Below are 23,228 nucleotides of genomic sequence, written 5' to 3'. Positions count from 1 at the left end.
GCGACAGTCCGACAGCGACAGGTCCGACAGCGGCAAGTCCCTGACTACGAGGAGACGGCTTCATGGCGACTCAGGAGTTCACTTCGAAGACGGCCGATTCCGGCGGCGAGGCGACGGGCTTCACCGGCGGCGCGCGGCCGAGCGTGCCGGGCAGCACCACGGTGACGGGCGGCACCGGCGCCACCGAGCCGGCCGCGACGCGCGGGAAGACCTCCATCGCCGATGTGGTGGTGGTGAAGATAGCCGGTATGGCGGCGCGGGAGATCCCCGGTGTGTACGACATGGGCGGCGGGCTCTCCCGCACGCTCGGGGCCGTCCGCGACCGTGTCCCCGGCGGCCGTCCGAACGTCGGGCGCGGCGTGAAGGTCGAGGTGGGCGAGCGGCAGACGGCCATCGACCTGGACATCGTCGTCGAGTACGGCGTCCCGATCACCGATGTCGCCCACGACGTGCGCGAGAACGTCGTCGCGGCGGTGGAGCGCATCACCGGCCTCGAGGTCGTCGAGGTCAACGTCGCGGTCAACGACGTACGGCTGCCCGACGACGAGAGCACGGACTCCGGCGGCGAGACGCGCGTGGAGTAGGCGCCTTCTCGCAGGCATCCCGCGTCCGACCCGGGGTACGGCAGCGGTGTCACCCCCGTACGTGGTGCGAGGGCCCCAACTGTGGTGTGACGGTCTCCTTCTGTGGTGTGAGGTGAGTGGTGAGCACAGCTCTGGTGGGCCTGGTCGCCGGGATGGCCCTGGGATTCGCGGGCTGGTTCGGCGGTTTCGGCGCCTTCCTCCTGGTCGCCGCGCTCGGCGCGGTCGGCTTCGTCGTGGGGCGCCTCGTGGACGACGGCACGGACATCCGTGGTTTCCTCGGCGGCCGTGACCGGGGGCGGCGATGAGGGTGCGGACGCCTGCGGGGGACCGCGGCTCGACGAGCGTCGCCGACCGCGCGGTGCGGCGCGTCGCGGAGCGGGCCGCCACGGAGGCGCTGGCTCCCGGCGAGGTCAGGACCGTCCGGGGTGCGGCGACGGTACGCGGACGCCGGGCCCGGGTCGCCGTCACCGTGACGCTGCCGTACCCCGAGGTGCTCGACGAGGCGGGCGAACGCGTGCGGTCGCATGTCGCCGACCGCACCCAGCGGCTCACCGGCCTCGTCGTGCCTTCGGCGCGGGTCAGGGTCGGGGGGCTGCGGCTGCGGGAGCCGGTGCAAGAACCCCTTCCGCACGCCGTTCCGGAGCGGTGGCAGGAGGGGCAGGAGGGGCAGGAGCAGACGGGTGGCCGTCGGGTGCGGCGGCCGTGGTCCCAACGGCGGCTTCCCGTCGGGGCATTGGCGCTCGCCGCCGCAGCGGTCTGCGGTGTGCTCCTGTACGACCTACTGGCCGTGCACGCCGCGGGACGGCCGCCCGCTCCGTGGCGGGCCGACCTGACGAAGTGGCTCACCGCGCACGGCCCGGCCGGCAGCGCCTGGCCCGGCCTCGCGGCGGCACTCGCCGTGTTCGGGCTCGGCGTGTGGCTGCTGGTTCTCGCCGTGACACCCGGGCTCCGCGGCCGGCTCCCCATGCGGGAGCCGCTGCCGGAGATCCGCGCGGTCCTCGACCGGAGTGCGGCGGCGGCGCTGCTGCGGGACGCCGTGTCGGAGCTGCCGGGGACCACCCGGGTGCGGGTCGACGTCGGCCGCCGCCGGGTCCGCGTACGCGCGGGGCTCGCTTTCGGCCATCTGGAGGCGGCCCGGGCGGAGTTGACCGGGGCGGTGGAGCGGACGCTGGCGTCCTGGGGCCTCGGGCGCACACCGCGATACCGGGTCCGCCTGCGGGCGGACCCTCTCTGGCGTACGCCGACGGCGCCCAGGCCCACCCCGGACGGCGACGGCGCCACCACGACGTACGGGAGCATCCCGCAAGAAGGCACCACGCAAGGAAGCGCCACGCAAGGGGGTACCGGCCCGTGACACGACTGCGCACCGGCGCCAATCGCGCCGCCCTGTTCTGCGTGGCGGCGGTCCTGCTGGGTTCGGGAGCCGTGCTCGCGTCGGCGACAGGACCCGTCCGTGACCGGCTGCCGTCCGGCTGGCCGCGGCTCGGGGGCGACCGGGTCTGGCTCGACGGGGCGGATCTCGCGCGCTGGCGCGCTCACGGCTGGTGGACGCCCCTGGTCGTCGCCGCGCTCTGTGTCGGCGTACTCCTGTTCCTGGGGTGGGCCGTGGCGGCGGTGCGCCGCGGGCGGCTGCGCGAACTGCCGCTCGGGCAGCCCGACGTCACCCTGTCCGGGCCTGCGCTCGCCGCGGTGATGGCCGAGCGCGCGGGCGCCGTCGACGGCGTGGCCCACGCCTACGTGAGCCTGCGCGGGAGCCCGCGGCGGCTGCGCGCCCGCGTCACGCTGGTGCTGCTGCCTGACAGCTCCCCGGAGGCGGTGCTGCGCGACCTGGCCCGGCATACGGTGGCCGAGGCGCGGGCGGCGACGTCGCCACGCCCGCTGGCCGTCGACGTACGACTCACCATGCGGTCGCGCGAGGCGCGCTCACCCAAGGCACGGTCACGCGGGCGGGGACGGCGTCGGCTGCGCTGACGGCCGTTCCGTTCAGGCCTCGGTGAGCACGTCCGGGTCAGGCCTCGGTGAGCATGCCCGAGCGGAGCTTGCCCAGCGTGCGCGTCAGCAGGCGTGAGACGTGCATCTGGGAGATCCCGAGCACCTCGCCGATCTGCGCCTGCGTCATCTCCTGGCCGAAGCGCATCTCGATGATGTGGCGCTCGCGGTCGTCCAGTTGCTCGATGAGGGGTGCCAGCGTGTGCAGTTCCTCGAAGAGGTCGAGCGCGGGGTCGTCGTCGCCGAGGACGTCCGCGAAGTCGCGTCCCTGCGTCCCGTCGTCCTGACCGACGGGGACGTCGATGGAGCCCGCCGTGTAGCCGTTCGATGCGACGAGGCCGTCGTTGACCTCGTGCTCGGTGAGGCCGAGGTGGTCGGCGAGTTCCCGGACGGTCGGTTCGCGGTCCAGCTCGCCGGCCAGCCGCTCCTTGGCCCTCGCCAGGTCGACCCGGAGCTCCTGGAGGCGGCGCGGCACGTGGACGGCCCAGGTGGTGTCGCGGAAGAACCGCTTGATCTCGCCGGTGATGTAGGGCAGTGCGAAGGTGCTGAACGCGACGTCGCGGGAGAGTTCGAAGCGGTCGATGGCCTTTATCAGGCCGATCGTGCCGACCTGCACGATGTCGTCGACGTCGGCGCTGCCACCCCGGAAGCGCGCGGCCGCGTACTGCACGAGGGACAGGTTCATCTCGATCAGGGTGTTGCGCGCGTACTGGTATTCGTGCGTGCCCTCTTCGAGGAACTGCAGCCGGTCGAAGAAGATCTTCGACAGGGCCCGCGCGTCCTTGGGCGCGACGCTGCCCGCGTCCTCCACCCACGGCAGCTCGCTGCTGGACGTCTCTTCCCAGGGGCCCGCCGTGCGTGCTTCCTCGTACGTCGATGCTGCGGTCAACTGTGTAGGCGGCCTCACGGGTTCACCTTCGGTCGGGGACATCGGACGGTACGACAACAGTCCGCCTGCCCGTTTGGAACCGGGTTAAGCACACTGATTCACCCCGGAGTTCGGCGCGCCCGCGTCCCCCCGTTCCGCTCGCCGGTCCGTACTGTCACCATGCGGAGTCAAGGGTGTAGGGGGAGCGGCCCTCATGGGGGCGGGGCGGGAGGCGCATACATGTCAGAGGTGTTTCTGCGGCGGCTGAGCCGCTGGCAGGCGGAGCAGCAGCGGGAGGCCGTGGCCGACCTGTACGTAGAGGCCTTTCGCGGCACGGTGGGAGCCGAGTACCGCGACCGGCAGGACTTCCTGCGCCGCTTCGCCCACGACGTCCAGCAGACCGACTTCGAGATGGTCGTGGCCGACGCGGCGGGCCTGGTCGGCTGCCTCTACGGCTATCGCGCCGAGCGCAGCGGCGAGTGGTGGGAGGTGTTCCGGAGCGTGCTGCCCGCCGAGTTCGGGGAGCAGACGTCCTCGGGGCGGGTGTTCCGGCTCAGCGAACTGATGGTGACGCCCGCCGGGCGCAGGGCGGGCGTCGCCTCCCGCCTGCGGACACTGCTCCTCACCCGGCACACGTCCGACGTCGTCGTCGCCGTACTCAAGCGGGACGACGACCAGGGGCGGGAGGTGCTGCAGGAGTGGGACTGGCGGAAGCTGGGCGAGTTCACGCCGGGGCGGGAGGGGTGGCTGCGGCCACCGTCACCGATGCCGTGAGCGGGCCCGGCCGGCTGCTGCACACACCCGGGCCTGCTCGTCGGGCTCTGCTCGTCGTGCCCTGCTCGTCGTCGGGCCCTGCTCGTCAGGTCCTGCTCGCCTTCAGTGAGTACATGAGCGGGACGCGCGGGCGGTCCGGCGGAAACCGGTAGGCGCCGTCGCGCAGTTCGAGCGCCCCGAAGCGTTCGAAGAGGGTCTAGTCGCGCTCACGCAGGAAGTCGATGCGCAGGCCCGCGGCGGCGAGCGCGGAGACGACGTCGCCGATCGGGTGCTGCCACTCGACGCTGCGGTTGTGGACGGTGGGCGTGGCGGGGTCCGCGTAACCTCCGGACTCCTCCTCGACCCAGGCGTCCCGGGCGAAGTAGTCGTGTTCGATACGGGAGCCCGTCGCGTCGTCCAGGACGTCGGTGAGCGGATGGAACTCGGAGAGGTAGAGGAAGCCGCCCGGCGCCACCAGCGAGGCGGCGGTCTCCGCCCAGCGCCGGATGTCGGGCAGCCAGCCGAGCGCGCCCACGCCGGTGTAGACGATGTCGTACGAGGAGTCGGGCACCGCATCGGGCGCGTCGTACACGTCCGCGGCGACGAAGGCGGCCTGCTCCGGCGTGAGGCCGAGCCCGGCCGCGAGCTCGCGGGCGGCCTCGACGGCGGGTTCGGAGAAGTCGAGGCCGACCACGCGGGACGCGCCGTGCCGCGCCCAGGACAGGGTGTCGAGCCCTATGTGGCACTGCAGGTGCAGCAGGGACTTTCCTCGTACGTCACCCACTTCCGTGAGCTCGTAGGCGCGCAGGGCGTCCTTGCCCGCGCGGAAGGCTTCGAGGTCGTAGTGGTCGCTGGCGAGGTGGATCGGGACGCGCTCGTCCCAACGTCTCCGGTTGGTCTCTCGCCAGTCGGGGGGCGTCGGGGTGTACATGATCGGAAAGTTATCCACAGGCTGAGGATCGCGCCAGCGGATTGTCGGCGGGGACAGGCACTATGGGGGCATGAGCGAGACGGGTGACATGGGTGGCACGGGTCCGGCGGGCGCGAGGGAGGCAGGCGCGATGAGTGCGGGCGCGGTGGGCACGGGGGCTGATGCCATGCCGGACTGGGAGAAGCGGTTCAGGGCGCCTCGGGTGTCGCTGCCGGACTGGGCGGAGGACGCCCCGCAGCGCTCCCTGTTCGTGTCGAACGCGACAGGGACGTACGAGCTGTACGCGTGGGACCGCACGACCGGCGTCCAGCGCCAGGTGACGGACCGGCCGAACGGCACGACGGACGGCACGCTCTCGCCCGACGGCGAGTGGATCTGGTGGTTCAACGACAAGGACGGCGACGAGTTCGGCGTATGGATGCGCCAGCCCTTCGGCGGCGGCGCCGACGAGCCCGCGGTGCCGGGCCTGGACGCCTCCTACCCCGCGGGTCTCGCCCTCGGCAGGCATGACGGGACGGTGGTCGTCGGCCGCTCGACGGACGAGGACGGCTCGACGATCCATGTCGTGGGCCCCGATGACGGCGGCCCGGTGGAGGTGTACCGCCACCGCGAGTCGGCGGGCGTCGGCGACCTCTCGTACGACGGCACGCTGATCGCCGTGGAGCACACGGAGCACGGCGACGCGATGCACTCCGCCCTGCGGGTGATCCGCCCGGACGGTTCCACGGTCGCCGAGCTCGACGACACCGAGGGCGGCACGGTCGAGCTCGGCCTCGAGGTGCTCGGCTTCGCACCGGTCGAGGGCGACTCGCGCCTGCTGATCGGACACCAGCGCCGGGGCCGCTGGGAGCCGATGGTGTGGGACGTGGCGACGGGCGAGGAGAGCGACCTCGCGCTCGGCCTGCCCGGCGATGTGAGCGCCGAGTGGTATCCGGACGGCTCCGCCCTGCTCATCGCCCACGGCTTCGAGGCGCGCGGCGAGCTCTTCCGCTACGACCTCACCTCCCGGGAGCTGGTCCGCATCGAGACGCCCGCGGGCTCGGTGTCCGGCGCGACGGCGCGGCCCGACGGCGCCGTGGAGTACATGTGGTCGTCGGCGGCCGAGCCGCCGGTGGTCCGCTCGACGGCGGGCGGCGTGGTCCTCGACCCGCCCGGCATGAAGGCGCCGAAGTCCGTCCCGGTGGACGACGTGTGGGTGGAGGGGCCCGGCGGCCGCATCCACGCGCTCGTGCAGCGGCCCGCGGGCTCCTCGGGGCCGCTCCCCACCGTCTTCGAGGTGCACGGCGGCCCCACCTGGCACGACAGCGACTCGTTCGCGGCCGGCCCGGCGGCCTGGGTCGACCACGGGTACGCGGTGGTACGGGTGAACTACCGCGGCTCCACGGGGTACGGCCGCGAGTGGACGGACGCCCTCAAGCACCGCGTCGGCCTCATCGAGCTGGAGGACATCGCGGCGGTACGGGAGTGGGCGGTGACGTCGGGCCTCGCGGACCCCGACCGCCTGGTCCTGGCGGGCGGCTCCTGGGGCGGCTACCTCACCCTGCTCGGCCTCGGCACGCAGCCACAGGCGTGGGCGGTGGGCCTGGCTGCGGTGCCCGTCGCGGACTACGTGACGGCGTACCACGACGAGATGGAGGCCCTGAAGGCGATGGACCGCACGCTGCTCGGCGGCACGCCCGAGGAGGTGCCCGAGCGGTTCCGTGCCTCGTCCCCGCTGACGTACGTGGACGAGGTGAAGGCCCCCGTCTACATCTCCGCGGGCGTCAACGACCCGCGCTGCCCGATCCGCCAGATCGACAACTACGTGGACCGTCTCGCCGCGCGGGGCGCGGTCCATGAGGTGTACCGGTATGACGCGGGCCACGGGTCACTGGTCGTGGACGAGCGCATCAAACAGGTCGCCCTGGAGCTGTCGTTCGCGGCGCGGCATTTGCCTGCGGCGGGCTGAGCCCACCCCACAGCCCAGCCCCCCGCAGGGGCCCCGTACCGTGGAGGTGTGTACCGGTTTCTGCTGACGCCCCGCTGGTGGGGGATCAACATCTTCGTCGTGCTGGCCATCCCCTTCTGCATATTCATGGGGTCCTGGCAGCTCGGCCGCTTCGAGGACCGCGTACAGGATCATGAGACCGCGAAGGAGCAGGTCGCGGAGCAGGGCAAGGAGCGGGACACGCGGGGGCGTCCCCTCGACTCGCTGCTGCCCGTCGACAAGGAGACCTCCGGCGAGCAGGCCACGGCCACCGGCCGCTACGGCAGGCAACTGCTCGTGCCGGACCGGGAGTTGGACGACAAGCCCGGCTTCTACGTGCTGACTCTGCTGCGTACGGAGAGCGGCAAGTCACTGCCCGTCGTCCGCGGCTGGCTCCCCGGCGACGCGAGCGCCGCGAAGGCCCCGGCCGCCCCCACGGGCGAGGTCACGGTCACGGGCGCCTTGCAGGCCCCGGAGAGCCCGGGTTCCAACGGCGTCAGCGCCACGGGCGGGCTGCCCGCGGGGCAGCTGGGCGCGATCAGCTCGGCCTCGCTGGTCAATCTCGTACGCGACGACCTGTACGACGCGTGGGTCACGCTCGGCAAGGCCGACTCCGGCATGAAGCCCGTACCGGCGACCGCGCCCAACGACACCGGCCTGGACCTGAAGGCCTTCCAGAACCTCGGCTACACCGGTGAGTGGTTCGTCTTCGCGGGCTTCGTCGTCTTCATGTGGTTCCGCCTGTTCCGCCGCGAGGCGGAGTTCGCCCGCGACGCCCGCCTGGGCCTGCTCCCGGCTCCGTAGCCCGCCCCGCCCCCGCGCCACGCGAGCCGCGCGACGCGAGCCGCGCCACGCGAGCCGCCGCCCGGCTATGAAGCCGGCAGCACCCCGGTCCGGTACACCGTCCCCGCACACGCGTTGGCGATCGTCGTCCCCGCCGAGGGCGAGCCCGCCTCCGCGGTCAGGGAGATCACGACGCTGCCGTCGGTCACGCCGCCGTCCGTCCGCTCGAGCTGCGGCTCCACGCCGCCGGGCGTACCGCCCTCGGGAGTGCCGGTGCCGCCTTCCGTGGGCGTCGGGTCGGGCGTCGGGTCCCCGCCGCCCGAGGGACACGCCTCCGAAGGCACCCAGAGGAAGCGCACCTCGTACGCCGCGCCGGGCTGCAGCACGAACGGGCTGGCCTCCTGCGACGGGTCCGGCAGGCCGGTCGCCGCGTCCCCCGCCGTGTGGTCGACCACGGTGATCTTCGCGGGGTCGGCCGCGCCCTGCGCCACCGTACCGACCGCGCCCGCGGCCTCGATGGTGCAGCTGCTGTCGGAGACGTTGGAGACGCGGAAGGAGCCGTACACCTTGTTGTCGGCCTCGGGTGCGCCCGCGCTGCCCGTGGCACCGAGCTGGGTGGCGTCGCAGACCGGCGAGGTGGCGGCCTCGGAGGTGGAGGGGTCCGGCGCTCCCGTGCCGCCGCCGCCCGTGCCGCCCTTCTCCTTGCCTTCCTTCTTGTCCTTCTTGTCCTTCTTGTCCTTGCTCTTGGACTTGCCGGGCTTCTGGCCCGGGTCCTTCTCGCCGCCGTCGGGGCCCTTGCCCTGGCTCGACCCGCCCTGCGCGTCCGCGCTGTTGCCCGCGATCGAGGTCCGGTCGTCCGAGTCGCCCGCCGAATTGGTGACGTGCACCAGGGCGGGGACGGCGGTGCCGATGAAGAGCGCGGCGGCCGCGAGGCCGACGACGGCCTGGCGCTTGCGGGCCCTGCGCGCGGGCACCGCCTGCCGCAGGTGTTCGAGGGAGCGCTCGCTCGGCTCGATCTCCTCCACGGCCCGCCGCATCATCCGCCGCAGCGCGAGTTCGTCGGCGAGGGAGTCCGGGTCACCGGCTCCGGGATCGTTTCCCTCGACGCCTGGATCGTTCTCCTCGACGCCGGACCCCTCGGGCCCGCTGTCCGGCCCGAGGCCGTCTTCGGGGCCGTGGTTCACGTTTCCGTTCCTGCCATGGTGCTCAGATCCGCCCTGCTCATCACGCTTGCGCTCACTCATGCCGGCGCCTCCATGGCGACCCTCAGGGCCGCGATGCCGCGCGAGCCGTACGCCTTCACCGAGCCGAGGGATATTCCCAGGGTCTCGGCGACCTGCGCCTCGGTCATGTCGGCGAAGTAGCGCAGCACGAGGACCTCGCGCTGGCGCCGCTGCAGGCCGCGCATGGCCTTGATCAGCTCGTCACGCTCCAGCTGGTCGTACGCCCCCTCCTCCGCGCTCGCCATGTCGGGCATCGGCTTCGAGAGAAGCTTGAGCCCGAGGATGCGCCGGCGCAGCGCGGAACGGGAGAGATTGACCACGGTCTGGCGGAGGTACGCGAGGGTTTTCTCCGGGTCGCGCACGCGTTTGCGCGCCGAGTGGACCCGGATGAACGCTTCCTGGACCACGTCCTCGCAGGACGCGGTGTCGTCGAGGAGCAGCGCGGCGAGGCCGAGCAGCGAGCGGTAATGGGCGCGATAGGTCTCGGTGAGATGGTCGACTGTGGTGCCCGCGGTCACGCGCAAGTCATCGCCCTCGCGCTGCGCCGGGATGCGGGCGGGCCGCGCTGCGGGCATGGGAGCGATCACCGGCATGCCGCCGGTCGTGCGGGGTCGACGAGCGGGGCGCAGCCCGGCCGCGCCTCTCGCCTGTACCACTGTGAAATCGAGTACCTCTGCCACGCTTGTTGGACACGCTTCCCCCCATCAGGGTTGTACGCATCCGGGCTCGCGTTTGCGGCATGCTGCGCGGGCACCGTTCGTGACGATGCATCAAATGCCCCCATGCGTACCAGCTCTTCCCCTATGCCCCATATTCGACAGCGCTCGAGCCACCCCTGCGGGCGACCGCTAAAGACGCCCCCCGCCTCGCCGTCGGTTGCAACTGATCAGAGGCGAATCTTCGAACGCGGAGATGATCCAGTTCAAGGACTCACGACCACCAAGTTGGACACAGAACTTACACAGATCCAACAAAGGGGTCCGCTTCGGGGTGGTCCATACCAATACGGGGCGCCCGTGAGCCGGGCCGCTCAACCGGCCGTGAGCTCCCCGGCCACCAGCTCCGCGATCTGCGCCGTGTTCAGCGCGGCGCCCTTGCGCAGGTTGTCCCCGCACACGAAGAGCTCCAGGGCGGTCGGGTCGTCCAGCGAGCGCCGCACCCGGCCCACCCAGGTCGGGTCGGTGCCGACCACGTCGGCGGGGGTGGGGAACTCCCCCGCGGCCGGGTTGTCGAACAGTACGACGCCGGGGGCGGTGGCGAGGATCTCGCGGGCCTTGTCCACCGTGACCTCGTCCTCGAAGCGGGCGTGGACGGTCAGGGAGTGGGTGGTCACGACGGGCACGCGTACGCAGGTGGCGGCGACGCGGAGGCCGGGCAGTCCGAGGATCTTCCGCGACTCGTCCCTGACCTTCATCTCCTCGGACGACCAGCCGTCGTCCTTGAGCGATCCGGCCCAGGGCACCACGTTCAGCGCGACGGGTTCCGGGAAGGGGCCGGTGTCGTCGCCGACCGCGCGGCGTACGTCACCGGGGCTGGTGCCGAGTTCCGTGCCCGCGACAAGGCGCAGCTGACGCCGGAGCGTGTCGACGCCGTCCCGTCCCGCGCCGCTCACGGCCTGGTACGAGGAGACGATCAGCTCGCGCAGCCCAAACTCGGCGTGCAGCGCGCCGACGGCCACGATCATCGAGAGCGTCGTGCAGTTGGGGTTGGCGACGATGCCGCGCGGGCGCACGCGCGCGGCGTGCGGGTTGACCTCCGGCACGACGAGTGGCACGTCCGGGTCCATCCGGAAGGCGGCGGAGTTGTCGACCACGACGACGCCCTTGGCGGCGGCGATCGGCGCCCACCGCTCGGCCACGTCGTCGGGGACGTCGAACATGGCGACGTCGACCCCGTCGAAGACGTCCTCCGACAGGGCGAGCACCTCGGTCTCCGCACCGCGCACGGCCAGCTTGCGGCCGGCCGAGCGCGGTGAGGCGACGAGTCTGATCTCGCCCCAGATGTCGGCGTGCTGCGACAGGATCTGGAGCATGACGGTGCCGACGGCCCCGGTCGCTCCGACGACCGCGAGCGTCGGCTTCCGGTTCATCGCCCGGTGCCTCCATAGACCACGGCCTCGTCCGTGTCGGAGTCGAGCCCGAAGGCCGTGTGGACGGCGCGGACGGATTCGTTCACGTCGTCGGCGCGCGTGACGACCGAGATGCGGATCTCGGAGGTCGAGATGAGCTCGATGTTCACGCCGGAGTCGCTGAGCGCCTCGAAGAAGGTCGCGGTGACGCCCGGGTTCGTCTTCATGCCGGCGCCGACGAGCGAGATCTTGGCGATCTGGTCGTCGTAGCGCAGCGAGTCGAAGCCGACGGCCGTGCGGGTCTTCTCCAGGGCGTCGATGGCGCGGCGGCCCTCGGCCTTGGGAAGGGTGAAGGAGATGTCGGTCAGGCCCGTCGAGGCGGCCGACACGTTCTGCACGACCATGTCGATGTTGACCTCGGCGTCCGCGATGGCGCGGAAGATCGAGGCGGCCTCGCCCGGCTTGTCCGGCACGCCGACGACCGTGATCTTGGCCTCGGAGGTGTCGTGCGCGACACCGGAGATGATGGCCTGCTCCACCTTGCGGTCCCCTTGCGGTTCGTTGCTGACCCACGTGCCCTGCAGTCCGGAGAACGAGCTCCGCACGTGGATCGGGATGTTGTAACGACGCGCGTACTCCACACAGCGGTGGAGCAGCACCTTGGACCCGGAGCTCGCGAGCTCCAGCATGTCCTCGAACGAGATCCAGTCGATCTTCCGCGCCTTCTTGACCACACGCGGGTCGGCGGTGAAGACACCGTCCACGTCCGTGTAGATCTCGCAGACCTCGGCGTCGAGGGCGGCGGCGAGGGCGACGGCGGTCGTGTCGGATCCACCACGGCCGAGCGTGGTGATGTTCTTGCCCTCCTGGCTGACGCCCTGGAACCCGGCGACGATGGCGATGTTGCCCTCGTCGATCGAGGTCCGGATCCGCCCGGGGGTGACGTCGATGATCCGCGCTTTGTTGTGGACGGAGTCGGTGATGACGCCGGCCTGGCTGCCCGTGAACGACTGGGCCTCGTGGCCCAGGTTTTTGATCGCCATGGCCAGCAGGGCCATGGAGATCCGCTCTCCGGCGGTCAGCAGCATGTCGAATTCGCGCCCGGCAGGAATCGGGGATACCTGTCCGGCGAGATCGATCAACTCATCCGTCGTGTCGCCCATCGCCGACACCACGACAACGACCTGGTGGCCGTTCTTCTTGGCGTCGACAATTCTCTTGGCGACCCGCTTGATGCCCTCGGCATCGGCTACGGAGGAGCCTCCGTACTTCTGCACGACAAGGCCCACGTGCGCTCCTCGCTCAATCCGTTGTGCGGTCGGCTCAGTCTAACGAGCGGCCGAAATCCGCCTCGGTCATATCGCATCGTGAGATGTCCCGCTCACAAGTTGATCACCAGGGGCATACGCCCCCGCTGTTCGGGGAGTACGTTCCGGCCGCTCGGCTGGGCACATGCCCGGTTCGGAGCGGGGCACTCCGGAAAGTGGGGCGGGTCACAGTCCCGCCCCGGCCGCCGGCATCAGTCGGCGTAGTCCTTGAGCTTCTCGGTGTTGAGCGCGATGGCGACGGGGGCGGGGAGTGTGACGGTGGCGCCGTACGCGTACGAAGGGCTCTGCCGGTAGTCGCCGTCGTGCGGGTCGCTGAACACCGTCAGGCTGTCGCTGTCCCGGTCGATGAGGAGGTAGACGGGGATGCCCGCCCGCGCGTACCCGTGACGCTTCTCGTGGCGGTCGCGGCGATCGGTGTCGCGGTCGTACGAGGTGACCTCGACGACCATGAGGACGCCCGCCGGGTCCCCCCACTCGCCTTCCTGGTCCGCGAAGTGGTCCAAGGGGGCGAGAGCTCCGTCCGCTCGGGCTCGCCCAGCTCTGTAGGCCGGCACCGCCAGCGCCTGCTCCGGGTAGAGAGCCAGTTCCGGCCGCTGCTGCATGCACGTGCGCAGCAGCCACATGATGATGGCTCCATGACGCAGGTCGGGCACGGGCTTGACCTCTAGCTTCCCGTCGATGAGTTCGAGCGTCACCGTCTCGGGCGCCACCCTGGCGAGTTCCTCGAAGTCCTCGACATCGATCGGGCCATGCTTCACGCACAACCTCCCGCCGAGAAATTCGAGCCTGTTGCGCACGGTTTCCGGAGCCCTGCGGACGAGTTCCTCGAAATCCTCGACGGACATCTCCGGGCGCTCTTCGGTGCTGGGGGTCATGGCGTCGCCTCCTTGACTCCATGGTGCCCGGACCGGCACGTCCTGCACGCTCATACGCCGCCCCGGGGCGTCGGCAGTCCGGCGGCCCGGCGCAGCTCCGCCACCCGCTCGGTCACGTCCACCACGTCGTCGTATCCCGCTGGGTGCGGGCGCGGCGGGATCGGCGGCCGTGCGAGGAACGTGTCCGGGACGTACCCCGAGCGCTCCTCCGGCGGGCAGCAGTCCATGCAGATTCCGTTGACCAGCTCGACGGAGGTCTCGGGCTCCTCGCAGAACGGGCAGATCATGACGGCTCGCGTGACACGGCCGCGTGCCTTGGCGGGGGCCTGGCGCTTGGGGGGCATCTTGTTCTCCAGTCTGGTCCGGGCGAAACCGCCCGGGTTGGTGACGGTGGGCGGCAGCCCTTCGGTGAGGGCGCGGGTGATGTCCTGCGGCGTCGCGCCACGCTCCAGCCACTCCGCTGCGCGGGGCGCGAGCTGTTTGCACTCCTGCTCGGAGAGGGCCATGCGGCGGTCGGCGGTACGGAGTTGGGCGAGGGTGTGGTGGGCGGCGCTCGGCTCGTCGGCGGGGGCCGCCGCTTCCCCCTCCTCCGGCTCGGTCGCCCTGGCCAGGCCCGACTGGTAGGCGTCCGTGACGTCCCGCCCGTGCCGGGCCCGCACGAACTCGACCCACCACTCCGGGGACTTGGGCTCCCTGGACCAATACGTCCTGGTCACCCACCGCATCGAGTTGTCCTCGACGGTGATGTGTTCCTTGACCCAGCGCAGGTGCCCGGCCTCGGTGAGGCGCCGCAGGGAGGTGCGGGTGGCCTGCTGGCCGTAGCGGGGGTGTTCGGCGGCGATGACCTTGTGGCCCATCGCGGCCCCGTCGGGGAGGTGATCGACGAACGTCGCGAGTTCCGCGTCGCGGGGCATCAAGTGTGCGAAGTCGGGCTCGGTGTCCGGTTCCGCGTCACCCGCGAGGCGTTTGCCGTAGCCCGATTTGGCCATCGGGTGGGACGGGGAGGGCAGGACGGGATTAGGCTGAGAGCAAGTCACGGTCGACCTTGATTCGACTCGTAGGGCTAGGCCTCGGATCCGGTGTTGGCGCACCGACCGGGGCCGTTCTATTGCCGCGAACCTAGGGCGGTTTTACGTTCCGACGCAAGCTGACTACGGAACGTCACTCTTGAGGGTGACGGAGCCCTCAACTCCGCTTCTGGCCACGTTGGTTGGGTTCATTTCATCGGTGAACCAGACCCAGGGAAGAGCTCGGGTCCCGAGGCTCAAGCCCCGGGCTGAACTGCGGCGATGAAGGTGGTCCAGGCGGGGGCCGAGACGGTGAGCTCGGGGCTCGCCGGGTCTTTTGAGTCCCGGACGTGGAGTGTGATGGGGGCACCGGGGGCGGTGCAGGTCGCCACCTCCACGCAATTGTCTCCCTCGTCATCGCTGTAGCTCGACTTGGACCACTTCAGCTGGCCGCTCACAGCGCATCCACCAACCGTCCGATGTACTGGGCCGACTCGACGGGATCCAAGGCGACTGCGCGAATCATGCTGAACCTCTCGATGTGCGCGCTGACCACCGGTGGATCGGTGGTCAGCTGACTGACGGACTGGCCGGTTGAGTAGGCGAACCGTTCGTGGTCAGGCGCTTCGAGCAACACCATTGGGCCGATGAGTGCCGTCGAAATGGCCCGGTCGTACGGCAGGACCTGCAGCTCAATGTTGGGCAGCTCCGCCGCCTCAAGCAGCCGCAGGAGTTGGCCCTTTTGCACGTCCGGACCACCGAACGGGCAACGCAAAACAGCCTCGTACAGCACGAAGCCGAAGGATGAGAGTGGTCGACGCGTCAGGAGCCTTTGTCGCTCCTCGCGCGCCGCGATCCGCTCCCGGGCCGTGTGCTCATCGAGCGGCGGACGGCGGTTGCCGATCAGGAATCGCATGTACTCCGCAGTCTGCAACAGGCCGGGTACCAAGGCCAGCTCGTACGACCAGTGGGCGATCGCTTCACGCTCGCGGTCCATGAAGTCCTGGGCCCGTGGCGGAAACTTCTCCGCCTGTACGTAATCCTTCGCCGCGCTCAACAGCCCGTCCGCCCCACACATCCCGTCGGCCACGTCCAGCACCCGGGTGGTCGGCATCCGGACGCCCTGCTCCATGGCCTTGATGGTGTCCGGCGCGTAATTGGAGGCGGCACCCAGCTCCTCCCGCGTGACGTTCGCCTTCATCCGCCACCGCTTCAACTGGTTCCCGCTGTAGCGCCAGGTCGGGTTGTACTGCACGGACACAGCGACCACCTCCGTCGGATACACGGAGGCGCGTATCCCCTCAGTCACTACCGAGCGTAGCCCCGCACTACGCACGCTGTGACCATGACGAACGCAATTCACTGGCCCGAGTGGGTCCCGGTGGCCGGTCACCAACTCCGGGTGTCCGGCGTGCACTTCGACGCGCTCCGCATTCAGGGCGTACGAGGGGAACAGGTCGCCGCACGACTGCTCGCCGAGGCGGACGGGGACGCCGGCCCCGTCATCTGCGAGGCGACGGGGTTCCGGTGGATGTACTTCCTGGTGGCCCCGGGCACGGCCAAGGACCACACGTGGCCGCTGGGCGTACAGCGCTTCGGCACCCCGCGCACGGTGACGTACATCGGCGTCCCGGCCCTGAACGGCAACACGTGGCCGTTGCTCTGGTACTCGGAACCGACGCCGACGGCGCCGTACGTGGTACCGGCTCACCTGCTGACAGTCCTGGACCTGGTCAGTCCGTAGACTTCCCGAACTGCCAGTCCCGGTACCGGGCGCGCATGGCAGCCAGGTTCTGGCGTACGACCACGGTGGTCGAGTGCTCCGTCCCCAGCACCCGAACGCAGTCGCTCAGCGCCTGCTCGCACAGGGGAACCGCACGCCCCAGGTCGCCCGCCGCCTCGCACGCTCCCGCGAGGTTGTTCCGCGACAGCAGTGTGTCCGGGTGGTCCGCGCCCAACACCCGCAGCCGAGCGGCCAACGTCTCCTCATACAGAGGGATAGCGCGACCCACGTCACCCATCGCCAAGTACGCCCCTGCCAGATTGTTCCGGGACATCAGCGTCTGCGGGCTGTCCGCGCCCAACACCCGGGCGCAGTCCGTCAGCACCTGCTCGTACAACTCAAGGGCACGGCCCACATCACCCGTCCACATGTACGCACCTGCCAGATTGTTCCGGCACTTCAGCGTCTGCGGGCTGTCCGCGCCCAATACCCGGTCGCAGTCGGCCAGCACCTGCTCGTACAGCACGAGCGCACGTTCCACGTCCCCCGCCGACTCATAGGCAAAGGCGAGGTTGTTCTGCGACGTCAACGTACCCGGGTGGTCCGCACCCAGCACACGGATGCTGTCCGCCAAAATCTGTTCGTACAGGGCAAGCGCACGAACCACATCGCCCTCCGCCTGATAAGCGCCCGCCAGGTTGTTCCGTGACGACAAGGTGTTGGGATGATCCGGACCCAACACCCGCAGCCGCGCGGCCAGCGCTCCTCGTACAAGGCGGTCGCACGACCTACGTCACCCGCCGCCTTATAGGCGCCCGCCAGGTTGTTGCGTGACGACAGGGTGTCGGGGTGATCCTCGCCCAACACCCGCAGCCGCGCGGCCAGCGTCTCCTCGTACAAGGGAAGCGCACGGCCCATATCGCCCGCCGTCCTGTACGAGAAGGCCAGGTTGTTCCGCGCCCTCAACGTGTCCGGGTGATCCTCACCCAACACCCGCAGCAAATCAGTCAACGTCTGCTCGTACAGAGAGATCGCTCGACCCACATCACCGGATGTCTCATAGGCACCCGCCAAGTTGTTCCGCAGTTTCAACGTGTCCGGGTGAGACTCACCAAACACTCGGGTGGCAGATTCCGCACCGCGGTGAAAGAGACTGATGGCCTTACGGACTTCCCCTTGACCTTCAAGGTAAGACGCGACCTTATTGATCACTACGCACGTGTCCTCGGTGTCCTCGCCAGAACCCCACGCCTCCAACAGGGCTTCGGCATGCGGCAGAAGCCTTCTCCACGTCGGCCATACAGCCACGTTGCCCAGCGGGTCGCCCTGGAGCACGTCGCACATCCAGGCCGCGGCTCGGTCGCGGGCCTCCGTGATCAGGGAATCGGTGCGGTGCGGATCGTCCTCCGACGACGTGCGGGCCACTGTCTGGACGAGGCGGTGGACGCCGAGGGTCGAACGGTCGAGGGTGATCATGTTGTAGTTGGCCAGGAGGGCCAGGAGCGCGGCCAGGTCGACGGGGTTCTCGGCGAGCGGGGTGAAGAGGTCGCGGGGTATGCCCGTCGGGGCGTACCAGGCGGCGATCCGCAGGAGGTCCACCGCGCGAGGGTCCCGCTCGTGGAGCGCGTCCAACGTGATGCGCCAGATCTGGGCCATCGTCTGCGCGGGGTTCGAGCCCTCGGGAGCGGCGTCCGTCGTGTGCCGCGCGTACTCGCGGAGCATCTCGCGGTACTCCCCGACCGTGATCGAGGTCTGCGCGATGAAGGCGCCCGCCTGCTCCAGGGCGAGGGGCAGGTGGCCCAGCTCTTCGGCCAGGGCGCGGGCCTCCTCCTCGTCGCCACCGTCTGTCAGGCGTGCCAGCAGGTCCAGGGAGGCTACGGCGTCCAGTACAGGGAGGGGGATCGGCTCGCCCGACCAGCCTCCCTTGCAGCGACTGGTGATCAACTGGCGACCTGCGTCGCGGAGTTGCCCCGTCACCGTACGGACGTCCTCCGGCCTCTTCACGTTGTCGAAGACGAGCAGCCAGCCCGGATGGGTCTGTAGCCACCCGATGGCCCAGGAAGCCGCCTGTGCGGTGGCGAGGACGGGGGCCCTGTCCCCCCGGAGACGGTCGGTGAGCGCCGCCAGGCCCGTGTCGATCAGGTCGGGCGTGTCCGCTCGGAGCCACCACACCAGCCGGTACGCGTCCCGGTGGCCGTGGGCGTAGTGCAGCGCCAGCGTCGTCTTTCCGACGCCGCCCAGACCGTGCAGGGTCTGGGTGATCGTCTGGGAGTCCTCGGACAGGGCGCGGCTGAGCGTGGCGAGGGCCTCGTCCCGGCCGACGAAGAACCGTGACGGCAGGTCCGGCAGATTGTGCAGTCCCCGGGGCACCTCCACGTCGTACGCCGTGCGCGGCGGCCCCGTGTCGGACGCCGCGCTGACGTCCTCCAGGACCAGGTCCCCGCCCGCCGCCTTCACCGCCATCGCGAACCCGGGCCGCGCGGCGAGCGACGCCACGGACACCGCCGTGAGCTGGTCCGCCTCATAGTCCCGTGCGCGGTCGGTCGTGACGACACCGACAAGCCGGCCGCGGGCGAACAGCGCCGCGCCGGACGCTCCCGACCAGCGGGACGTCTCGTCCGGATCCGCCTTGCTGGGGGCCGCGACCCGGTCGACGTACGCGGTGATCACGTCACCGCCCGACTTCAGGCCGGTCAGGGTCTCGACGCGGCCCCGGATCTCCTTCGTATCCCGGACGCCGTCCCGCACTTCGGAACGCGGGAAGCCGACGGCCAGGCAGCCGAGTCGGCTTTCGGTGACGGTCGGATCGATGCGGCCCCACCGCAGGGGAGCCGCATCGGGCGGCAGCGGCGCCCAGGACGTGCCCGTCACGCGGATCAGTGCCGCGTCCGGCTGCGGGTCCGGCCCTGGGTCGGGCCAGAGAAGATCGGCTTCGGTCCACTGCTCACGGCCGCCCGGGTCGAGTCGGCGGACCTCCAGTCCCCCGGCGCCCTGGACGTTGTGCAGCGCTGTGAGGACGATCCGGTCCGCGACCAGGTACCCGGTCCCGGCACACCCCGCACGGGGGTTCCAGACCTCCACGACCCGTCGTACGTCCATGACGCGCCCGCCGCCCTACCGGGGGCGCTCCCCCACGTCGTCCCCGACCCGCGCGTCCTCACCCGTCTCCGGGTCGACCGGCTGCAACGTCACTTTGAGCCGGTTCACCGTGCCCCGGGACCGCGCAGCCTTCGCTTCCGCGCCGAAGGGCAGAACAAGAACCTTTGCCCGCGCCTCACCGTCCTTGCGCACGTCGACGGTGAACTCCAACTCGACCGGTCCCGTACGGAACTGGAGGCCCTGCCCCCGCCCCTCCTCGGCCGCCCGCCCCAACTCCGCACGCACCGCCCCGATCGCCTCGGCCAGCCCCACCCACGCTTCGTCCGCCATGGCGCGGCCCCCGTTCAGAGATCCCGATGTCGCGGCAGCCTATCGCCGGAGCACACCAATAGGACCTGCCATAGGTGAAGTTGAGCACCTCATGCGGCGCCGACAGTCCGATCCCCGTACTCGATCGACACCGTGATCCTCGCGCCGAGCGCCGCCGCGTACGTCCGCATGGTTTCCAGGTTGTGGATTTCGCCCCGCTCGACCTGCGAGACCCGCGCCTGGGAGATTCCGACCGCCTTGGCGACATCCGCCTGGGTCAGGTTCTGTTCCTCGCGGATCTCCCGCAGGTGGTGTCCGAGGACGTACGCCTCGGTGGCGGTGCGCGCCGACTGCTTGCGGCGCTCCCACTCGGCGTCGGACACGTCGGGGGCGCTTTCGCGCATCCGGCGCTTCACCTCTGCCCAGCTGCTGTGCTCACCCATCAGGCGCCTCCGCCCTTTCCTTCTCCGTGCCGCGCCGCCAGGTACTCGTCATAGCGGGCCTCTGCCACCGGAATCGCCTCGTCGTACCAGTCCCTCCAGCGCCCGGCCTTGTCGCCGGCCACCAGCAAGATTGCCTGGCGCGCGGAGTCGAAGACGAAGAGGATGCGGACCTCCGTCCGACCCGAGCTGCCCGGTCGCAGTTCCTTGAGGTTGTGTGTCCGGCAGCCAGTGAGCCGGTCGACGAGCGGGCGACCCAGCGAGGGGCCGTGCTCCGCCAGCATGTCGACGGCCGCCTCGACCAAGTCGGCCGACACAGAGTCCTCCTCCGCGAGCGTGAGCATCCATTTCTCCACCGAGGAGTGGAGGTTGATCTCCCAGTTCATGCTCCGCATCCCAGCGTAGGACGCGGCAGGGTAAAAGGGAATCCTTATACGTTCAGCTCAACGGGTGAAAGTCGGCCCGAGGCGGCACAGTGCAGAGCCAGGGCGGAGCTGGTACAGGGACGGGTTACTTCACCGTCCGAAGACCGAGCGGTCCCGCGATCTCCTCCGCCATCACCTTGCCCGCCTCCTCCTCCAGGCCCTCCGCCGCCAGGTCCTCGTCGGTGTCGAGGCCGTCGAGGTCTTCCAGGGGCTGGTTCAGGCGGACGTGGGCCACCAGGGACTGCAGGGCGCGCAGGGCGCCCGAAGCCGTGGAGCCCCAGTTGGAGAAGTAGGAGAACTGCCACCACCACAGGGCCTCGGTCGTGCGGCCCGCGCGGTAGTGGGCCAGGCCGTGGCAGAGGTCGGCGACGACGTCCGCCAGGTCGTCCGAGATGCGGCAGGGCACCGGGGCCTTGCGGGGCTCGTACGGGTCGAAGACCTCGGAGTAGACGTCGATCGGGTCGAGCATCAGGGCCAGGCGTTCGCGCAGGTCGTCGACGTCCTGCTCGGGGCCGAGGTCCGGCTCGTACCGCTCGTCGGGGACGATGTCCTCGTGCGCGCCGAGGCGGCCGCCGGCCAGGAGCAGCTGGGAGACCTCCAGGAGGAGGAAGGGGACGGCCGAATCCGGCTCGTCGCCCTTCGCGATCTCCCTGACCGAGACGATGAAGCTCTCGATCTGGTCGGAGATCTGCACCGCGAAGTCGTCCGGGTTGTCGGTCACGGTGTTCAGCGTGGCGTCAGACATCTAGGAGTCGTCTCCCCTCGAAGGCGCGGCCCAAAGTGACCTCGTCCGCGTATTCCAGATCTCCCCCGACAGGGAGTCCGCTGGCCAGGCGGGTGACCTTCAGGCCCATGGGCTTGATCATGCGCGCGAGGTACGTGGCCGTGGCCTCGCCCTCCAGGTTCGGGTCGGTGGCCAGGATCAACTCCGTGACCGTGCCGTCCGCAAGCCGCGCGAGGAGTTCGCGTATCCGCAGATCGTCCGGGCCCACGCCCTCGATCGGGCTGATCGCGCCCCCCAGGACGTGGTACTTCCCCCGGAACTCGCGCGTACGCTCGATCGCCACGACGTCCTTCGGCTCCTCGACGACGCAGATCACCGAGAGGTCGCGGCGCGGGTCGCGGCAGATGTTGCAGAGCTCCTGCTGCGCGACGTTCCCACAGGTCGCGCAGAAGCGGACCTTGTCCTTCACCTCGATCAGGGCGTGCGCGAGACGGCGGACGTCCGTCGGCTCCGCCTGGAGGATGTGGAAGGCGATCCGCTGCGCGCTCTTGGGACCGACGCCGGGCAGCCTGCCCAACTCGTCGATGAGGTCCTGAACCACGCCTTCGTACACGGAACGCCTTTCCTGAAGTCCTCTGGAGGGTGTCGGCCCTCTACGTACGGTAGTTGGCCGGGGGGTTTCTTAGAAGGGAAGCCCCGGGATGCCGCCGCCGCCCAGGCCCTGGGCCAGCGGGCCCAGCTTCTCCTGCTGGAGCGCATTCGCGTTCTCGTTGGCCGCCTGGACCGCCGCGACGACCAGGTCCGCCAGTGTCTCCGTGTCCTCGGGGTCGACCGCCTTCGGGTCGATCACCAGGCCGCGGAGCTCACCGGAGCCGTTCACCGTCGCCTTGACGAGGCCGCCGCCGGCCTGGCCTTCCACCTCCGTGCGCGCCAGTTCCTCCTGCGCCGCGGCGAGGTCCTGCTGCATCTTCTGGGCCTGCTGCAGCAGCTGCTGCATGTTGGGCTGGCCACCACCGGGGATCACGATCAGCTCCGTTTCGTACGGGTCCGTCCAGCGGGATTTTCCGCCTGGTCCGAGCCTACGTGGTCGGCGGGCGGGTCGCCCCAGCACTCTCCCCGGCACACTTTCGAGTGAGATCGGCCGCCCTCCTATACCTGATCAAGCACCCCTTCCGGGTAGAAAAGCCGTGAACCCGGTCTCGGGGCCACCCATTGGGCGGTAGGAATTAGGGCCTGTCCTTGAACCCCCGCCGATACGCGCGATCTGGAGGAGTGCCGGGTGAGCCAGCCGGAGATGCAGCCCGAGGGGGTGCCCCCCGAGGGGCAGGGTTCGGGGGGCGGGGCGAATCCGGAACCGGGTGCGGGGGCGGCGGGGGCGGACCCGAGGGCCGGTGCGGGTCCCGGCGCGCTGCTCGGTGATCTCACCGGCCGGGCCTTTCCGCTCGGCGACTGGGGCGAGCCCGCCGACCGGCTGGACGAGCTGTACCGCTGGGTCGAGCGCGGCGCCCTGAACACCGCCTCCTGGTACCTCACCGACCGCGGCCGCAAGCGGCGTGCGGCGCGGCTGCTGCGGGCCGGTGCCGCGCTGGGCGCCGTGGGCGGCGGGGTGCTGCCGCTCATCGAGCTGTCCGGAGGCGTGGGGCCCGTGGCCTCCTGGGGGTTCGTCTCGCTGCTCGCCGGGGTGGCGTGCGTGGGGTGCGACCGGTTCTTCGGGCTCACGTCCGGGTGGATGCGGGACGTGGCGACGGCGCAGGCCGTGCAGCGCAGGCTCCAGGTGCTGCAGTTCGACTGGGCCTCGGAGAGCGTACGGGAGGTCCTCGGGCCCACCGAGGGCACCGCGGGCGAGGCCGCCGAGCGGTGTCTCGGGGTGCTGCGGAAGTTCACGGAGGACGTGACGGAGCTGGTGCGGGCGGAGACGTCGGACTGGATGGTGGAGTTCCGGGCGGGGCCCGTGCCCCTTGCCATGCAGGCGATGGTGCCGGTCAGCCCGCCCCGGGAGGCGCCCGCCGCCCCGGGACGGTTCCCGCTGCCGCCCGGGACCCGGCCGAACATGCCCCGCCAGCGACCGCCGGAGCCGCGCTGATCCCGCGGTACCAGCTGATCCCGCGGTACCAGCTGATCCCCCGGTACCAG

Annotated in this window: 25 protein-coding genes and 2 pseudogenes; 9 read left to right on the top strand and 18 right to left on the bottom strand. The window is 70.6% G+C overall.

From position 1 onward, the window contains the following. The first annotated feature begins 62 nt into the window (after positions 1 to 62). From ACFVYR_RS28770 to ACFVYR_RS28755, 4 genes are all read left to right on the top strand, one after another. Positions 63 to 584 carry an Asp23/Gls24 family envelope stress response protein gene (locus ACFVYR_RS28770; RefSeq protein ID WP_384260289.1) on the top strand — a complete coding sequence of 174 codons (522 nt, stop codon included), beginning with the start codon at positions 63 to 65 and terminating at the stop codon, positions 582 to 584. A 119-nt stretch (positions 585 to 703) separates the two neighbouring features. Continuing rightward, positions 704 to 889, top strand: coding sequence for a hypothetical protein (locus tag ACFVYR_RS28765; RefSeq protein WP_384260292.1), 186 nt, complete (start codon positions 704 to 706; stop codon positions 887 to 889). Continuing rightward, positions 886 to 1,938: a DUF6286 domain-containing Asp23/Gls24 family envelope stress response protein gene (locus tag ACFVYR_RS28760; RefSeq protein ID WP_384260294.1), complete on the top strand. Its 1,053-nt coding sequence runs from the start codon at positions 886 to 888 to the stop codon at positions 1,936 to 1,938. The genes ACFVYR_RS28765 and ACFVYR_RS28760 overlap by 4 nt, the downstream gene beginning before the upstream one ends. Continuing rightward, complete coding sequence (locus ACFVYR_RS28755; protein WP_384260296.1) at positions 1,935 to 2,555, top strand: hypothetical protein; 621 nt, start codon at positions 1,935 to 1,937, stop codon at positions 2,553 to 2,555. The genes ACFVYR_RS28760 and ACFVYR_RS28755 overlap by 4 nt, the downstream gene beginning before the upstream one ends. Before the next feature lie 37 nt (positions 2,556 to 2,592). Here the strand turns inward: ACFVYR_RS28755 and ACFVYR_RS28750 are convergent, their stop codons facing one another. Beyond that, the gene (locus ACFVYR_RS28750; RefSeq protein ID WP_384260424.1) at positions 2,593 to 3,462 is read right to left on the bottom strand and encodes an RNA polymerase sigma factor SigF; all 870 of its coding nucleotides are present in this window, start codon (positions 3,460 to 3,462) and stop codon (positions 2,593 to 2,595) included. A gap of 219 nt (positions 3,463 to 3,681) precedes the next feature. Here ACFVYR_RS28750 and ACFVYR_RS28745 point away from each other — a divergent pair, with 219 nt between their 5' ends. Then, a complete protein-coding gene (locus ACFVYR_RS28745; protein WP_384260298.1) occupies positions 3,682 to 4,215 on the top strand; it encodes a hypothetical protein in 534 nt (177 codons plus the stop codon). An 85-nt stretch (positions 4,216 to 4,300) separates the two neighbouring features. On the opposite strand, the pseudogene ACFVYR_RS28740 reads toward ACFVYR_RS28745, so the two are convergent. After that, positions 4,301 to 5,125 (bottom strand): annotated as a pseudogene (locus tag ACFVYR_RS28740) (class I SAM-dependent methyltransferase). Between the two features lie 130 nt (positions 5,126 to 5,255). On the opposite strand from ACFVYR_RS28740, the gene ACFVYR_RS28735 reads away from it, so the two are divergent. Both ACFVYR_RS28735 and ACFVYR_RS28730 read left to right on the top strand, forming a co-directional pair. Continuing rightward, entirely contained in the window at positions 5,256 to 7,073 is a 1,818-nt protein-coding gene (locus ACFVYR_RS28735; protein ID WP_384260427.1) for a prolyl oligopeptidase family serine peptidase, read from the top strand. Positions 7,074 to 7,121: 48 nt separating this feature from the next. Beyond that, positions 7,122 to 7,895: an SURF1 family protein gene (locus ACFVYR_RS28730; RefSeq protein ID WP_384260300.1), complete on the top strand. Its 774-nt coding sequence runs from the start codon at positions 7,122 to 7,124 to the stop codon at positions 7,893 to 7,895. Positions 7,896 to 7,960: 65 nt separating this feature from the next. Here the strand turns inward: ACFVYR_RS28730 and ACFVYR_RS28725 are convergent, their stop codons facing one another. The 8 genes from ACFVYR_RS28725 to ACFVYR_RS28690 form a co-directional block, all read right to left on the bottom strand. Next, positions 7,961 to 9,118 (bottom strand): hypothetical protein, encoded by a 1,158-nt coding sequence (locus ACFVYR_RS28725; protein ID WP_384260302.1) that lies wholly within the window; start codon positions 9,116 to 9,118, stop codon positions 7,961 to 7,963. Then, positions 9,115 to 9,690: a SigE family RNA polymerase sigma factor gene (locus tag ACFVYR_RS28720; RefSeq protein WP_062774674.1), complete on the bottom strand. Its 576-nt coding sequence runs from the start codon at positions 9,688 to 9,690 to the stop codon at positions 9,115 to 9,117. The genes ACFVYR_RS28725 and ACFVYR_RS28720 overlap by 4 nt, the downstream gene beginning before the upstream one ends. A 437-nt stretch (positions 9,691 to 10,127) precedes the next feature. Then, entirely contained in the window at positions 10,128 to 11,186 is a 1,059-nt protein-coding gene (locus tag ACFVYR_RS28715) for an aspartate-semialdehyde dehydrogenase (RefSeq protein ID WP_384260306.1), read from the bottom strand. Continuing rightward, positions 11,183 to 12,454: an aspartate kinase gene (locus ACFVYR_RS28710; RefSeq protein WP_384260308.1), complete on the bottom strand. Its 1,272-nt coding sequence runs from the start codon at positions 12,452 to 12,454 to the stop codon at positions 11,183 to 11,185. The genes ACFVYR_RS28715 and ACFVYR_RS28710 overlap by 4 nt, the downstream gene beginning before the upstream one ends. Before the next feature lie 230 nt (positions 12,455 to 12,684). Further along, positions 12,685 to 13,368 (bottom strand): Uma2 family endonuclease, encoded by a 684-nt coding sequence (locus tag ACFVYR_RS28705; protein WP_384260310.1) that lies wholly within the window; start codon positions 13,366 to 13,368, stop codon positions 12,685 to 12,687. A gap of 50 nt (positions 13,369 to 13,418) precedes the next feature. Next, positions 13,419 to 14,357, bottom strand: a complete 939-nt coding sequence (locus ACFVYR_RS28700) for a hypothetical protein (protein ID WP_384260313.1) — start codon at positions 14,355 to 14,357, stop codon at positions 13,419 to 13,421. A gap of 275 nt (positions 14,358 to 14,632) precedes the next feature. Next, positions 14,633 to 14,833 (bottom strand): DUF397 domain-containing protein, encoded by a 201-nt coding sequence (locus ACFVYR_RS28695; protein ID WP_384260315.1) that lies wholly within the window; start codon positions 14,831 to 14,833, stop codon positions 14,633 to 14,635. Further along, on the bottom strand, positions 14,830 to 15,636 hold the full coding sequence (locus ACFVYR_RS28690; protein WP_384260317.1) for a helix-turn-helix domain-containing protein: 807 nt from the start codon (positions 15,634 to 15,636) through the stop codon (positions 14,830 to 14,832). The genes ACFVYR_RS28695 and ACFVYR_RS28690 overlap by 4 nt, the downstream gene beginning before the upstream one ends. 84 nt (positions 15,637 to 15,720) lie before the next feature. On the opposite strand from ACFVYR_RS28690, the gene ACFVYR_RS28685 reads away from it, so the two are divergent. Continuing rightward, on the top strand, positions 15,721 to 16,119 hold the full coding sequence (locus ACFVYR_RS28685; protein WP_384260319.1) for a hypothetical protein: 399 nt from the start codon (positions 15,721 to 15,723) through the stop codon (positions 16,117 to 16,119). On the opposite strand, the gene ACFVYR_RS28680 is transcribed toward ACFVYR_RS28685, so the two are convergent. From ACFVYR_RS28680 to ACFVYR_RS28645, 8 genes and pseudogenes are all read right to left on the bottom strand, one after another. Continuing rightward, positions 16,109 to 16,840 carry a tetratricopeptide repeat protein gene (locus ACFVYR_RS28680; protein ID WP_389613037.1) on the bottom strand — a complete coding sequence of 244 codons (732 nt, stop codon included), beginning with the start codon at positions 16,838 to 16,840 and terminating at the stop codon, positions 16,109 to 16,111. The two genes, ACFVYR_RS28685 and ACFVYR_RS28680, sit on opposite strands and share 11 nt — an antisense overlap. 56 nt (positions 16,841 to 16,896) lie before the next feature. Further along, positions 16,897 to 17,442 (bottom strand): annotated as a pseudogene (locus tag ACFVYR_RS28675) (tetratricopeptide repeat protein); the annotation flags it as partial. A gap of 1,770 nt (positions 17,443 to 19,212) precedes the next feature. Next, entirely contained in the window at positions 19,213 to 19,527 is a 315-nt protein-coding gene (locus tag ACFVYR_RS28670) for a trypco2 family protein (protein WP_384260321.1), read from the bottom strand. Positions 19,528 to 19,616: 89 nt separating this feature from the next. Beyond that, a complete protein-coding gene (locus ACFVYR_RS28665; protein ID WP_384260324.1) occupies positions 19,617 to 19,949 on the bottom strand; it encodes a helix-turn-helix domain-containing protein in 333 nt (110 codons plus the stop codon). Further along, the gene (locus ACFVYR_RS28660; RefSeq protein WP_384260326.1) at positions 19,949 to 20,332 is read right to left on the bottom strand and encodes a type II toxin-antitoxin system RelE/ParE family toxin; all 384 of its coding nucleotides are present in this window, start codon (positions 20,330 to 20,332) and stop codon (positions 19,949 to 19,951) included. The genes ACFVYR_RS28665 and ACFVYR_RS28660 overlap by 1 nt, the downstream gene beginning before the upstream one ends. Positions 20,333 to 20,456: 124 nt before the next feature. After that, on the bottom strand, positions 20,457 to 21,116 hold the full coding sequence (locus tag ACFVYR_RS28655) for a DUF5063 domain-containing protein (RefSeq protein ID WP_384260328.1): 660 nt from the start codon (positions 21,114 to 21,116) through the stop codon (positions 20,457 to 20,459). Then, on the bottom strand, positions 21,109 to 21,708 hold the full coding sequence (gene recR, locus ACFVYR_RS28650) for a recombination mediator RecR (RefSeq protein WP_384260331.1): 600 nt from the start codon (positions 21,706 to 21,708) through the stop codon (positions 21,109 to 21,111). Before recR ends, ACFVYR_RS28655 begins: the two co-directional genes overlap by 8 nt. Positions 21,709 to 21,777: 69 nt before the next feature. Further along, complete coding sequence (locus ACFVYR_RS28645; RefSeq protein ID WP_384260333.1) at positions 21,778 to 22,119, bottom strand: YbaB/EbfC family nucleoid-associated protein; 342 nt, start codon at positions 22,117 to 22,119, stop codon at positions 21,778 to 21,780. 255 nt (positions 22,120 to 22,374) lie between these two features. Here ACFVYR_RS28645 and ACFVYR_RS28640 point away from each other — a divergent pair, with 255 nt between their 5' ends. Beyond that, the gene (locus ACFVYR_RS28640; protein ID WP_384260335.1) at positions 22,375 to 23,178 is read left to right on the top strand and encodes an SLATT domain-containing protein; all 804 of its coding nucleotides are present in this window, start codon (positions 22,375 to 22,377) and stop codon (positions 23,176 to 23,178) included. The last annotated feature ends 50 nt before the right edge of the window (positions 23,179 to 23,228 follow it).

It is taken from the genome of Streptomyces sp. NPDC058284, assembly GCF_042881135.1.
In the GTDB taxonomy this organism is placed as follows: domain Bacteria; phylum Actinomycetota; class Actinomycetes; order Streptomycetales; family Streptomycetaceae; genus Streptomyces.
This window is presented reverse-complemented; position numbering and strand designations above follow the sequence as displayed.

What these genes read in the sequence shown, in the direction of transcription:
- ACFVYR_RS28670 (WP_384260321.1), bottom strand. Translation starts at nt 19,527, where the DNA reads ATGGCGGACGAAGCGTGGGTGGGGCTGGCCGAGGCGATCGGGGCGGTG.
- ACFVYR_RS28685 (WP_384260319.1), top strand. Translation starts at nt 15,721, where the DNA reads ATGACGAACGCAATTCACTGGCCCGAGTGGGTCCCGGTGGCCGGTCAC.
- ACFVYR_RS28665 (WP_384260324.1), bottom strand. Translation starts at nt 19,949, where the DNA reads ATGGGTGAGCACAGCAGCTGGGCAGAGGTGAAGCGCCGGATGCGCGAA.
- ACFVYR_RS28715 (WP_384260306.1), bottom strand. Translation starts at nt 11,186, where the DNA reads ATGAACCGGAAGCCGACGCTCGCGGTCGTCGGAGCGACCGGGGCCGTC.
- ACFVYR_RS28770 (WP_384260289.1), top strand. Translation starts at nt 63, where the DNA reads ATGGCGACTCAGGAGTTCACTTCGAAGACGGCCGATTCCGGCGGCGAG.
- ACFVYR_RS28700 (WP_384260313.1), bottom strand. Translation starts at nt 14,357, where the DNA reads ATGGCCAAATCGGGCTACGGCAAACGCCTCGCGGGTGACGCGGAACCG.
- ACFVYR_RS28655 (WP_384260328.1), bottom strand. Translation starts at nt 21,116, where the DNA reads ATGTCTGACGCCACGCTGAACACCGTGACCGACAACCCGGACGACTTC.
- ACFVYR_RS28745 (WP_384260298.1), top strand. Translation starts at nt 3,682, where the DNA reads ATGTCAGAGGTGTTTCTGCGGCGGCTGAGCCGCTGGCAGGCGGAGCAG.
- ACFVYR_RS28760 (WP_384260294.1), top strand. Translation starts at nt 886, where the DNA reads ATGAGGGTGCGGACGCCTGCGGGGGACCGCGGCTCGACGAGCGTCGCC.
- ACFVYR_RS28725 (WP_384260302.1), bottom strand. Translation starts at nt 9,118, where the DNA reads ATGAGTGAGCGCAAGCGTGATGAGCAGGGCGGATCTGAGCACCATGGC.
- ACFVYR_RS28720 (WP_062774674.1), bottom strand. Translation starts at nt 9,690, where the DNA reads ATGCCGGTGATCGCTCCCATGCCCGCAGCGCGGCCCGCCCGCATCCCG.
- ACFVYR_RS28660 (WP_384260326.1), bottom strand. Translation starts at nt 20,332, where the DNA reads ATGAACTGGGAGATCAACCTCCACTCCTCGGTGGAGAAATGGATGCTC.
- ACFVYR_RS28705 (WP_384260310.1), bottom strand. Translation starts at nt 13,368, where the DNA reads ATGACCCCCAGCACCGAAGAGCGCCCGGAGATGTCCGTCGAGGATTTC.
- ACFVYR_RS28735 (WP_384260427.1), top strand. Translation starts at nt 5,256, where the DNA reads ATGAGTGCGGGCGCGGTGGGCACGGGGGCTGATGCCATGCCGGACTGG.